We start from the raw sequence: 12,336 nt of genomic DNA on the forward strand, positions 1-12,336 counted from the left end.
CAATATTGTCATTGTCATTGATTGCAGGAGCCCCGGCTTCTACCCCGACGTTTGCACGTCGGCTGCGGGTATCCGCATGAGGAGGAAGAAATGGATTATCGCAAGCTCGGTCCCAGCGGGACCGTCGTCACCGCCTATTGCCTCGGAACCATGACCTTTGGCGCGGAGGCCGACGAGGCCGCGTCGCACAAGCTGCTCGACGATTATTTCGCCTGGGGCGGCAATTTCATCGATACCGCCGATGTCTACAGCGCCGGCAAGTCGGAAGAGATCATCGGACGCTGGCTGAAGGCCCGACCGACCGAGGCCCGCCAGGCGATCGTCGCCACCAAGGGACGCTTTCCGATGGGCAACGGGCCCAACGATATCGGCCTGTCGCGTCGGCATCTTAGCCAGGCGCTCGACGATTCGCTCCGCCGCCTCGACCTCGAGCAGATCGACCTCTACCAGATGCATGCCTGGGACGCGCTGACCCCGATCGAAGAGACGCTGCGTTTCCTCGATGATGCGGTATCCTCCGGCAAGATCGGCTATTACGGCTTCTCCAATTATGTCGGCTGGCATATCGCCAAGGCCTCGGAGATCGCCAAGGCGCGCGGCTATACCCGTCCGGTGACGCTGCAGCCGCAATATAACCTGCTGGTGCGCGACATCGAACTCGAGATCGTCGCGGCCTGCCAGGATGCCGGCATGGGTCTGTTGCCGTGGTCACCGCTCGGCGGCGGCTGGCTGACCGGCAAGTACAAGCGCGACGAGATGCCGACCGGCGCCACCCGCCTCGGTGAAAACCCCAATCGCGGCGGCGAATCCTATGCGCCGCGCAATGCGCTGGAGAGAACCTGGGCGATCATCGGCGTCGTCGAAGAGATCGCCAAGGTGCATGGCGTCAGCATGGCGCAGGTGGCGCTCGCCTGGACAGCGGCGCAGCCGGCGATCACCTCCGTGATCCTCGGCGCCCGCACACCGGAACAGCTCGCCGACAATCTCGGCGCCATGAAGCTCAAACTCTCCGACGACGAGATGGCGAGACTGAACGATGTGAGCGCGCCTCAGCCGTTCGACTATCCCTACGGCAAGGGCGGCATTAACCAGCGCCATCGCAAGATCGAGGGTGGGCGCTGAGCCCTCCTTCCGCCTCCGAACGAACCCTGTCCGCTTCTCGTCGAGGCGGACAGGATGCCAGTCGATGGCGGCGAGACGATCAGGCGACGCCCGCTTCCATGAAAAAGCCGCCATGTTTCCATGGCGGCTTGAGGGCCTGTCTGCTTGGGAGGCGATTTTAGGCCGGAAGCTGGAAGATCACATTGGCGATCAGGACGATCGCCAGGCCGCCGGCGAGTGCGAGATAGGGCAGCATGCCGGCTTTCTTGACGCCGAGATCCTGGCCGACCAGGCCGAGATCCTCCATCGCGCCTGCCGGGAACTTGCCGCCGTCGCGCACATAGTGGCGATAGGCGAAGACCGGCAGGATCAGGGCGGCGAAGATGAAGCCAACCCAGAGCGCATTGGAATAACCCCAGACCTTGGCGCCGGCGCCGAGAAACAGCGCGTTGACGAAGGCCAGCACGGTGTTAAGGCCGATCAGCCAGGTCGGAGCCTTCCAGGGGCGTTCGATATGGCCGGAATCCATCCGGTGAATCCAGCCGGAATTGAGGTTCAGGAAGTTGAAGATGATGTAGCCGACATTCGAGACGGCGAGCACGAAGAAGTAGCCGCCGACATCCGAGGCGATTGCCAGCAGGAAGAGATTGAAGGCGAAATCGGTCCACATCGCCCTGGTCGGCGCGCCGTGCTCGTTGACGTGGTCGAGATATTTCGGCAGCCAGCCGTCCTTCGAACCCTGGTAGAGCGTGCGCGAGGAGCCGGCCATCGCGGTCATGATGGCGAGGAAGAGTGCCATGATCATCAGTACGACGAGCAATTGAGTGACGATCCGGCCGGCGCCGATCAGGCCGCCGAGCGCTTCGGCAACACCTGTGCCGTCGACGATGCCGGGGGCCAGCATGCCTGCATGGCCGAGAACGCCCTGGAAGGCGAAGGGCACGAGGAAGAAAAACAGGCAGCAGGCAAGGCCGGAATAGAAGATCGCCTTGAAGGTGTCGGTCTTCGGGTTCTTGAGTTCGCGGGTGTAGCAGACGGCCGTCTCGAAGCCGTAGGTCGACCAGGCGGCGATATAGAGGCCGCCGAGGAACAGCGTCCAGCCACCATTGCTCCAGGTGCCGTCGGCAGCGGCATAGGCCGCCGTCGGCGGCACGAGGCCGGTGACGTTGGTGGCGAGGATCTGACCGCTGACGATCGGATAGAGGCCGATGATGAGCAGCGGCACCAGCACGATGATTGCCAGCCACTTCTGCACGCTTGCCGTTTCCGAAATGCCGCGATGCTGAATCGCGAAGATGATCAGCATCAGCATGCCGCCGATGAAGAAGGTGGCGTTGATATTGGCGGTGGCGAGGAAGGGAATGTTGAAGCTCAAGAGCGACCAGCTGCGGATCGCCGGCGTCAGCGCTGCGATACCGTCGGTGCCGAGCAATGCCTTGACGGCGTCATCCGGCGTGGTGCCGGTATGGGCTGCGATATATTCGGCGACGCGGGGGCTGTCGGCCGTGATGGAAGCGGCATGCGCTGAGATCCAGTCGAGGACCATTTGCGAATCCGCTGCAGGAATCGGGTAGAATGCGTTGAGGATGTAACCGGCGGCGATGGCGCAGCCGAGCGACAGCACCGGCGACCAGGCAAACCAGTTGCACCAGACGGAGAGCGGCGCGATGAATTTCGAATAACGCAGCCAGGCGGTGGCGCCATAGACCGAAGCGCCGCCGGATTTGTTGGCGAACATGCCGGCGATTTCGGCATAGGTGAAGGATTGCAGAAAACCCATCACCATCGAGATGATCCAGACGACGAAGGCGAGCTTGCCCGTCGTGCCAGCGATGCCGCCAATGGAGAAAAGAACGAGCGGCGGCACACCCGCAGCCACCCAGAATGCGCCCTTCCAGTCGAGCGCACGTACAAGCTTACCTTCGGTGCCGGATACAATCCCGGCCTCCACAACGTCTGTCATCGGTGAAATTCCCCATTCTATTTGTTCCGGACGTATCTTTGTACGTCTCCCTGAACGTGTCTCCCTGACGGTCTCAAGCCCGCTCGGATGATTTTGACGATCCGTGTTCCCGACGGATTCCCCGAGTCTCAACTCTTTATGCATAGTGAAGATATTTTCTTTTTAGTCAACATCACTTTACTTTCCCGGGGCATTTTGTAACCTGCATGGGTGGGTGTCCGAGGACGCCCGATCCTCCCATGAGGGCAGTATGCGAGAACTTCATCCTGCTATGACGGGCCTGCGGCCGGCCGCTCCGAGCCTCGTGCACTATCCCGGCATTTCCACCTTGCCGGAAGGAACCGAGCGCTACAGGGCAAAGGGCGGCGGATCGGTCGTTGTGCGCGTCGAGCCGGGCGATGGCGTCATCGTCATCGACAGCGAGGGCGGACAGGTCTGCGAAATCTCCTTCCTCGACGAGAAAGGGCGGTTCCTGGCGGCCGGTCTCGGAACGGCATTCAGCAATTCAGCCGATGGTTTGAAGGCCATTCTTCAAGCGGAGGATGAGGGTGCTGCCCGCACGCGTGCAGCGCTTCAGCGTCGCGGCGCCGATCTTGCAAAGGCCGGCGCGCTCAGCATTTTCGGGTCGGGATCGACCCCGGGCAGCAGGGCGGAATTCACGATTTCCATGAAGGGCCTGCTGATCGTCGCAGCACCGGCCAGCGCCATGTCGCCGGAGGCGCAGGATACAGCGACGCCGATCGAGATCAGGATCAAGCGCAGCCTGCTGATCCGCGATTATGCCTCCGCTTTGCCGGAACCGGCCGCCGATCCGGTCGAGGATATTCGCATCCGGGCGGCGACCGCGGCGGCCTATTTCGTGCGTGCCGGCGAATTCATCCAGATCATCGACGTCTATGGACGCCAGTGCACCGATTTCCAGGCGTTTGCCGCCCGCAAGGTCGACAAGGGTCTCGACCTCGCGCTCGATTCCACCGTCACCCGCACGCTGCTCGGCCGCAGCTATCCGATGCCGGGTCTCCCTTCGAAGGCCTTCGACCGCGACTTCGAGCCGCTGGTCGAAATCGTCCAGGATACGGTCGGCCGTCACGACGCTTTCGCGACCGCCTGCAATTCGCGCTACTACGACGACATGGGTTATCCCGGCCACGTCAACTGCACGGACAATTTCAATGCGGTGCTGGCGCCTTACGGCATTGCCGGCCGCAAGGGCTGGGAAGCGCTGAACTATTTCTACAACACCAATATCGACCACAATAACCAGCTCTATCTCGACGAGCCCTGGTCGCGTCCCGGCGATTATGTGCTGATGCGGGCGCTGACCGATCTCGTCTGCGTCTCCTCGTCCTGCCCTGACGATATCGACGCTGCGAACGGCTGGGATCCGACGGATATCCACGTCCGCACCTTTTCCGGAAAAGAGAAATTCTCACGAGCGGTGGCCTATCGCATGACCCCAGATGCCGACGCCGAACTGACGCGCGAAACCGCCTTCCATCCCCGCCTCTCCGCCTTGACACGTGACTACACCGAATATCGCGGCTACTGGCTGCCGAACCGCTTTTCCAGCGAAGGGCCGGTCGAGGAATACTGGGCCTGCCGCGAGCGCGCCGCCGTCATCGATCTCTCGCCCTTGCGGAAATTCGAGGTGACGGGGCCGGATGCCGAGGAACTGCTGCAATATTGCCTGACGCGTGACGTGCGCAAACTGTCGACCGGCCAGGTCGTCTATTCCGCCATGTGCTACGAAAACGGCGGCATGATCGATGACGGCACCCTGTTCCGGCTCGGCGACAAGAACTTCCGCTGGATAGGCGGCGATGATTTCAGCGGCATATGGCTGCGCCAGCAGGCGGAGAAGAAGGGCTTCAAGGCCTGGGTCCGCTCTTCGACCGACCAGATGCACAATATCGCCCTGCAGGGGCCGAAGAGCCGCGATATCCTGAAGGAGATCATCTGGACGGCGCCGCGCCAGCCGACGATCGGCGAACTCGAATGGTTCCGCTTCACCGTCGGCCGCATCGGCGGCTTCGAGGGTGCGCCGATCGTCGTCTCGCGCACCGGTTACACCGGAGAACTCGGCTACGAGATCTTCTGCCATCCGAAGGATGCGCTGACGGTGTTCGACGCCGTCTGGGAGGCCGGCCAGCCGCACGGGTTGAAGCCGATGGGATTGGAAGCGCTGGACATGGTCCGCATCGAGGCGGGCCTGATCTTCGCCCATCACGAATTCACCGACCAGACCGATCCGTTCGAGGCCGGGATCGGCTTCACGGTGCCGCTGAAATCCAAACAGGACGATTTCATCGGCCGCGAGGCGCTGATCCGGCGCAAGGAGCATCCGCGCCATCTGCTCGTCGGCCTCGACATCAAGTCCAACGAGGCCGTCGGCCATGGCGATTGCATTCATATCGGCCGGGCGCAGGTGGGCGTCGTCACCAGCGCCACGCGCTCGCCGGTCCTCGGCAAGACGATCGCGCTCGCCCGCATCGATGTGATGCATGCAAACCCGGGCACCGAGGTCGAGGTCGGCAAGCTCGACGGCCACCAGAAGCGCCTGCCGGCGACGATCGTGCCGCTTTCGCATTACGATCCGCAGAAGACGCTGCCGCGCTCGTAACGCCTGCTTTGGAGGTCGGGAAACGGCGATCGGTTGTTGATACTGTCGTTGACGCGCACGACCGGCGAGATGCAATCTTATGGCGATTTGGCGGCTCAAAAAAACTAAAAGTTGACATATCCGGCTTCGATGTTTATATCTCGGTGGTCGATATTGCTTGTTTGACTTTTGTTATCGCACGCTGGCAACGTGCCCTGGACGAACTTCCCTCTTCAAAATCGAGATCATCATCCGTCGTGCTTTCGCACGTGCGGTCGTCAATTGCTATGAAAGGGTTTGTTATGACCACTGGCACAGTTAAATGGTTCAATTCCACCAAGGGCTTCGGCTTCATTCAGCCTGATGACGGCGGCGCTGACGCCTTCGTCCACATCTCTGCCGTCGAGCGTGCTGGAATGCGCGAAATCGTCGAAGGCCAGAAGATCGGCTACGAGCTTGAGCGCGATAACAAGTCGGGCAAAATGTCCGCTTGCAATCTCCAAGCCGCTTAAACTGAAATCTGCTTTCCTTTGACCGCGGATGTACCGGCACAGTTGAAAGTATGATACTATCAAGGTCAGGCAAGTTGCCTGGCCTTTTTGCTGCGTTCCGCCAGCGGGCTGATAAATCCAGGATTGATATGACAGAGTCACACAGCAAATCACGCAAGCAGGCGGAGATTGCCTTCGGAAACGCGCAATCGCAGTTCCTGGCGCGAAGCCGCGCGGTCGAAGAGATCGATTCGACCATACGTGCCCGCGAGGAAAAAACCTTGCGGTTACGCGAAGCGCGTGAAGCCAAGGAATTGCAGGATCGCTTGACAGGGGGTACTGCTCCCAGCGCGAAGCGAAAAAAGAAAATCTGACCCAACGGCATAATTCCTTAAATCGGTCCGATTTCAGGATAAAGCGATGCAGCAGTTCAAGGTATTACAGCGCCCTTTGCGCGTCTTAAGACGTGCGGCGCCGTAGGGTCGAAGTCAAACAGTCAGGAAACAGATTTGAAAAACGCCAAAAACAACGAGCTTTCCGATCGCCGCAGCGCCGCTGCCGAAGCCAAGGCGGCTCTCCTCAATGCGTATCGTAGCGCCAAGGATTCAGCCGAACCGACAAGGCTGGCAAAGCAGGCGGAGCGTCAAGCCATTGCCGCGGCCAGGGAAGAACGTCGCGCTCAGCGAGAACGGGTCAAGCTCGAGGAACTGGAGCGGGCTCAGGCCGCCGAGGCCGAACGTCAGGCTGCCGCCGAGGCCGCAGCACGCGCCGATGCCGACGCGCGCGAAGCAGCTGATAAAGAGCGGATCGCCCGCGTGATTGCCGACGAAGCCGCCCGAAAGGCCGAACGCGACCTGCGTTACGCCAATCGCAAAGCCAGGAAGTCCTGATCGTCAGCGCCGCCTGTTGTCGCAACAGGCAGCGCTCTCTTTCAAGCAGCCTGAACGGCTGCGTTCAGCGGGATTTCGACGTCGATCTCAAGGGTCGAGACGTATTCGTTGCGATCGATCGTCACCTGCACCTTGTCGTGGTCGAGCTGCACATGCTTTGCGATCACCGCCAGGATTTCCTCGCGCAGCAGGGAGACCAGGTCCGACCCCGCCGAGGAACGTTCATGAGCGAGAAGGACCTGCAGCCGTTCGCGGGCGGCCGGTGCGGTTCTCTGCTTGTTGAATAGACGGAAAATATTCATGCTGCCCTCCGTCCGAAGATCTTGCCGAAAATGTTCCTCTTTTCCTCTGGGATGGCGATCGGCACAACTTCGCCGGCGAGCCGACGAGCGGCATCGAAATAGGCCATCGCAGCCGCGCTGCGGCTGTCTGCCAGCGTGACCGGCGCCCCGATATTGGATGCCCGCAGAACATCCATGCTTTCGGGTATGATGCCGAGCAGCGGGATGGACAGGATCTCCAGGACGTCGTCGACCTTGAGCATGTCGCCGCGTTCGGCGCGGTTGGCGTCATAGCGGGTGAGCAGCAGGTGCTTTTCCATCCGCTCGCCGCGTTCGGCCTTGGCGGTCTTGGCATCGAGCAGGCCGATGATACGATCCGAATCGCGCACCGAAGAGACCTCAGGATTGGTGACGACCACGGCCACATCGGCGTGGCGCATGGCAAGCGTTGCGCCGCGCTCGATGCCGGCGGGGCTGTCGCAGATGATCCAGTCGAAATAGCGCTTCAGGTCGTTGATGACGCGCTCGACGCCCTCGGCCGTCAGATTGTCCTTGTCACGCGTCTGCGAGGCCGGCAGCAGGAACAGCGTTTCCAGCCGCTTGTCGCGGATCAGCGCCTGGGTAAGCTTGGCGTCGCCCTGGATGACATTGATCAGGTCATAGACGACCCGGCGCTCGGCGCCCATGACGAGGTCGAGATTGCGTAAGCCCACGTCGAAATCGACGACGACGACCTTCTCATTGCGTTGCGCCAGCGCCGCTCCCAATGCGGCGGTCGAGGTTGTCTTGCCAACCCCGCCCTTGCCTGACGTGACGACGATCACTTTCCCCATCATTGTCTCTCCTTTGCCGTGGCCCCAGTAATTCAAAGTGTTAAAGCGTGCTGTGCGGCTCTCGAAGAGAGGCGCGGCGCTGCCGTCAGATCAGTTTCTCTGCCATGATCGCGTCGTCTTCGAGCCAGAGCTGAACAGCCTGTCCGCGAAGATTGGCGGCCATGTCTTCCGCCATTTTGTAGATGCCGTCGATTGCAACCAGCTCGGCCTCGAGCTTGCGGCAAAAGATCCGCGCCGATGCGTTTCCGATGGATCCCGCCATGGCTCGGCCACGCAAGGCGCCATAGATATGGACGGACCCGCCGGCGATGACCTCGGCACCCGAGGCGACCGATCCGATGACGGTGACGTCGCCTTCCGGAAAGATCACCGATTGCCCCGAGCGCACCGGTTCCCGGATGACGATCGATTGCATGGCCGGGCGGGCCTCCGCCGCTGCCGGTTTGCCGGGTAGATCGGCAGGCTCCTTTGCCTGAACTTCGATGTCGGAGACCGACCGACCGCCTTTGAGTGCCGGCGGCATGCCGGATCCGAGGATCGAAGGCCGCGCGCCCTCGATGCCCATGATGCTGACATTGCGCTTGGCAAGTTCGGCAATCAGGTCCTTCAGCTGTGGCCGGTCGATTTGCAGGTCCGTCAGATCGAGCACGACAGGCCGTCCGAGGAAGAAGCCGGCCGAACGCGCGGCCAAATCGTCCAGCCGGATCAACCAATCATCGATGGGAAGATCCGGAGACAGCATGACCGCGAGGAAAGAGCGGCCCTTGATGCGGATAGAGCGAGCGTCTGTTAGCACTTTGGTCATCTATGTGAAGAAATCGTTGACCATGTCTACCGCTGCTATGGTTAACAAAAAGTTAACGCGGCCTTAATTTCACCGACAATCACCTGAGATTCTTTAAGCGCAGAATTACCGCAAGCCATTGGAAAAGCGTTGCAATCTGCGGAAGCGCTGCCCGGTTAATATTGCGGCTTTCGACTTGAGCCGCAAATCTGCCGCTGCTTGGGTAAAGCTCAGCCCTCGGCCTTGCGTTGTGCGTTGGAAATGGCGCGTGCGGCCTCTTCCGAGGAGTTGGCGAGCGTGCGCATTTCTGCGGCCAGCACGGCAAAGCCCGATCCGGCCGTGCCGGCGCGGGCGGCCTCGATGCCGGCATTGACGGCGAGCAGCTTCAGGTAACGCAGCGATTGCAGGATCTCATTGGTCTTCGAGGCGGTGACGCGCATGCCGGAGGTTTGTTCATCGATTCGCTGATAGAGCGATTCGATGTTGATGATGCTGCCTTCGAGATAGAGAAGCTCGCCCTTCTCGTCCCAGATACCGCCGCCTGTCTCGGTGACCCAGATGAGATGCCCCATGGCGTGGCGGATACGATATTCCATCGTCCAGTCCGTGCGCTTCTCCAGCGCCCGTCCGACGATCTCATCCATCAAAGGCACGTCTTCCTCGTACATGATCGAGGTGAAGGTTCGCGTGCGGTTGCCGACGATTTCATCGACGGGATAACCGAAGATGCGCTCGATGCCGTTGGTCATCTCAAGCATCGTGTAGTTTTCATCGGCTCGGCAGCGGTAGAGAAAACCGCTCATGCGCCCGAGAATGCTCGTTTGAAAATCCATGAAGGCCACATCCGAAGAGAAGAGTTGCAATCGTCTCGCTCAAAGGCGCGGCTCACAATATGCCGGAGGAGAGTGCACGAACACCCTCCTCCGGCAATGCAGGCCCGCCTCATCAGTTGCGTAGATATTCCTCCATGGAATCGTCGAGCGCCTCGACCCAGGGGGTGTGGTGCGTCGGCGACATGTTGCCGGTCATCAGCGATCGGTAGGCATGATCGCGAAAGCCCATGATGTTGTGAGCCTTGTGATGTTCCCACTCCATGAAGGTCTGGTTGGTGCCCTCGATGTCGAAGGAGGGATAATCGGTTTCGGCAAGCAGTTCCTTCACATAGTCGCCCTGATACCAGATCATCTGCTCGGCATCCTCGAGTGTTTCCTCGCGGGCGCGCCACATGTCGAAATTGGCTTTCAGCTCCTCTTCCGGCGGCAGCGTGATGCGGCCCATCATCACGTCGCGTGCCCACCAGGCCTGCACGTCGAACATGTTGAAGGTATAGAACTGGTCCTGCATGCCGATATAGAAAAGCTGCGGGTTCTTGTCGAAGATCACCCCCTTGTAGAGGCTGTCAGCCCAGAGGCGGTTGGCGGTCTTCAGCCGGAGTTCGTCGGGCAGGAATGGGAAGTGGTGCTGGTATCCGGTGCAGAGGATCACCGCATCGACCTCCTTGGTCGAGCCGTCGAGGAAATGTGCGGTGCGGTTTTCGAGCTTGATCAGCAACGGCCGCTCCTCGAAATTCTCCGGCCATTTGAAGCCCATCGGCTTCGAGCGATAGCTCGTCGTCACCGATTTCGCGCCGTATTTCCAGCATTGCGAGCCGATGTCCTCGGCCGAATAGCTGCGTCCGACGAGCAGGATGTCCTTGCCCTTGAACTCCAGCGCGTCACGGAAGTCGTGGGCATGCAGCACGCGGCCGTTGAAGGTCTTCACGCCTTCGAAATAGGGCACGTTCGGCGTCGAGAAATGACCTGATGCCACGACGACATAGTCGAATTCCTCGTCATACATCCGGTCCTCGACGCGGTTATGCGCCGTCACCGTGAACTTCTTCGTCTGATCGTCGAAGCGGACCATGCGTACCGGCGTGCTGAAGCGCACCCAGTGGCGGACGTTCGCCTTCTCGACGCGTCCCTTGATGTAATCCCAGAGCACAGCGCGCGGCGGATAGGAGGCGATCGGCTTGCCGAAATGCTCCTCGAAGGAATAGTCAGCGAATTCAAGGCATTCCTTCGGTCCGTTCGACCAGAGGTAACGATACATGCTGCCGTGGACCGGCTCGCCATATTCGTCGAGGCCGGTGCGCCAGGTATAGTTCCAGAGCCCGCCCCAGTCCGACTGTTTTTCGAAGCAGACGATCTCCGGGATCTCGGCGCCCTTTTGGGCGGCCGATTGAAAGGCGCGCAGCTGCGCCAGTCCGGAAGGACCGGCACCAATGACGGCTACTCTTGTCATGAAGCATTCCCCTCTTGATTATATCGCATTGTCCTGCGTGTCAGTCCGGATAGATGCCGGGGCTGGTCGGCGCCCCATCGTCATACTTGGAAAACCAGTCGATCGTCGTCTCGCGGAAGCGGGTGAGGCCTTTGTAGTCGATGAGCTCCGGCGGCAGTGTCTTCAGCACGCGCGGAAAGCGTCGCGCCCATTTCGGCACGGTCACGAGCTCTTCCATGTTCATCAGGTAGCAGCGGATGACGAAAAGGATGGCGTTCGAGCGTGGCAGGCGCCAAAGGCTCTGCAGCTCGACGCGCAGATGCACCTTCTCGCCGACATTATCAGGTGTCACCGTGGTGCGGTCAGGACCCCATTTGTGATAATTCTCCGGGCTGGTGTCGAGCCGCGGATTGATCGTCATCGTCCAGTTGAAGCGCCGTGTCGGCTTGCCCTGCTGCAGGTTCAACAGGAATTTCAGCGCTCGGTCGAAGACGCCGATCTGGTGGGCGAGCGGCACCGGCCCATGCCATTCCATGAAGTTCATGCCGATGTCGAAATCGAGCGACCAGTCGGCCTGCGTCGTCACCATGCCGGCGTCCATCCAGAGATTGCTGTCGCGCTGGTCGACGATGCAGAAATCGCCCTGGGCCTGGCGGGTGATATATTCGAAGGGCTCATAGGGCAGCGTCGAGGCATCGCCAAAGGTGAAGCTGTCGTCGATGCCGAGCGGGCGGTTGATCCAACGCCACTGGTCACCGTTGCGGATCAGCGTGAAATGGTCGGGGTACCCTGCCGCCTGCTCTTCCATCAAAAGTTCGAGCGTATCCCATTGCGCGCTCATCATGTGCGGCAGCGCCTGATAGCGCAGCGGATCTTCCTTCAGGACCAGCGCCCGGTCGTGCATCTCGGCGACATAATGCTCGTCGACGTCGATCAAGCTTTCGTAGACGGTTCCCGCCCGGCCGTGGACATGCGGCTCCATATTGACCGAATACATGTATTCGTCGCGGTCAAAGGGAAACGGGAAACGCCGGATATTCTCGGGGCTATTCCGATAACTGAAATCGTTCCGGAAGGTTTCCTGCTTGAAGACGATTGCCATGTCCGGTCTCCTTGTTCCGCTTCCAATGCC

The 12,336-nt window shown here is 60.6% G+C and carries 12 protein-coding genes; 5 read left to right on the forward strand and 7 right to left on the reverse strand.

Features of this window, described 5'->3' with window-relative positions; all coding sequences use genetic code 11:
• Positions 1–90: 90 nt before the first annotated feature.
• The gene (locus AC244Q_RS31240; RefSeq protein ID WP_222004432.1) at positions 91–1,122 is read left to right on the forward strand and encodes an aldo/keto reductase; all 1,032 of its coding nucleotides are present in this window, start codon (positions 91–93) and stop codon (positions 1,120–1,122) included.
• 157 nt (positions 1,123–1,279) lie between these two features.
• Here AC244Q_RS31240 and AC244Q_RS31245 read toward each other — a convergent pair whose 3' ends face one another.
• On the reverse strand, positions 1,280–3,064 hold the full coding sequence (locus AC244Q_RS31245; RefSeq protein WP_012763176.1) for a trimethylamine N-oxide permease: 1,785 nt from the start codon (positions 3,062–3,064) through the stop codon (positions 1,280–1,282).
• Positions 3,065–3,314: 250 nt separating this feature from the next.
• Between AC244Q_RS31245 and AC244Q_RS31250 the strand changes: the two genes are divergently transcribed.
• From AC244Q_RS31250 to AC244Q_RS31265, 4 genes are all read left to right on the forward strand, one after another.
• A complete protein-coding gene (locus AC244Q_RS31250; protein WP_012763175.1) occupies positions 3,315–5,684 on the forward strand; it encodes a trimethylamine N-oxide demethylase in 2,370 nt (789 codons plus the stop codon).
• A gap of 281 nt (positions 5,685–5,965) precedes the next feature.
• Entirely contained in the window at positions 5,966–6,175 is a 210-nt protein-coding gene (locus tag AC244Q_RS31255) for a cold-shock protein (RefSeq protein ID WP_003548109.1), read from the forward strand.
• Between the two features lie 128 nt (positions 6,176–6,303).
• A complete protein-coding gene (locus AC244Q_RS31260) occupies positions 6,304–6,528 on the forward strand; it encodes a hypothetical protein (protein WP_012763174.1) in 225 nt (74 codons plus the stop codon).
• 135 nt (positions 6,529–6,663) lie between these two features.
• Entirely contained in the window at positions 6,664–7,044 is a 381-nt protein-coding gene (locus AC244Q_RS31265; protein WP_012763173.1) for a DUF6481 family protein, read from the forward strand.
• 41 nt (positions 7,045–7,085) lie between these two features.
• On the opposite strand, the gene minE is transcribed toward AC244Q_RS31265, so the two are convergent.
• From minE to AC244Q_RS31295, 6 genes are all read right to left on the reverse strand, one after another.
• Positions 7,086–7,346 (reverse strand): cell division topological specificity factor MinE, encoded by a 261-nt coding sequence (gene minE, locus AC244Q_RS31270; RefSeq protein ID WP_003574994.1) that lies wholly within the window; start codon positions 7,344–7,346, stop codon positions 7,086–7,088.
• Positions 7,343–8,158 (reverse strand): septum site-determining protein MinD, encoded by an 816-nt coding sequence (minD, locus tag AC244Q_RS31275; RefSeq protein ID WP_025397600.1) that lies wholly within the window; start codon positions 8,156–8,158, stop codon positions 7,343–7,345. The genes minE and minD overlap by 4 nt, the downstream gene beginning before the upstream one ends.
• Before the next feature lie 85 nt (positions 8,159–8,243).
• Positions 8,244–8,963 (reverse strand): septum site-determining protein MinC, encoded by a 720-nt coding sequence (gene minC, locus AC244Q_RS31280; RefSeq protein WP_012763172.1) that lies wholly within the window; start codon positions 8,961–8,963, stop codon positions 8,244–8,246.
• Between the two features lie 209 nt (positions 8,964–9,172).
• Complete coding sequence (locus tag AC244Q_RS31285) at positions 9,173–9,775, reverse strand: methyl-accepting chemotaxis protein (RefSeq protein WP_128408091.1); 603 nt, start codon at positions 9,773–9,775, stop codon at positions 9,173–9,175.
• Positions 9,776–9,887: 112 nt separating this feature from the next.
• Complete coding sequence (locus AC244Q_RS31290) at positions 9,888–11,225, reverse strand: NAD(P)-binding domain-containing protein (protein WP_012763170.1); 1,338 nt, start codon at positions 11,223–11,225, stop codon at positions 9,888–9,890.
• A 40-nt stretch (positions 11,226–11,265) separates the two neighbouring features.
• Positions 11,266–12,306: a heme-dependent oxidative N-demethylase family protein gene (locus AC244Q_RS31295; protein WP_012763169.1), complete on the reverse strand. Its 1,041-nt coding sequence runs from the start codon at positions 12,304–12,306 to the stop codon at positions 11,266–11,268.
• Positions 12,307–12,336 lie beyond the last annotated feature (30 nt).

The organism is Rhizobium sp. CB2179 (assembly GCF_057653455.1).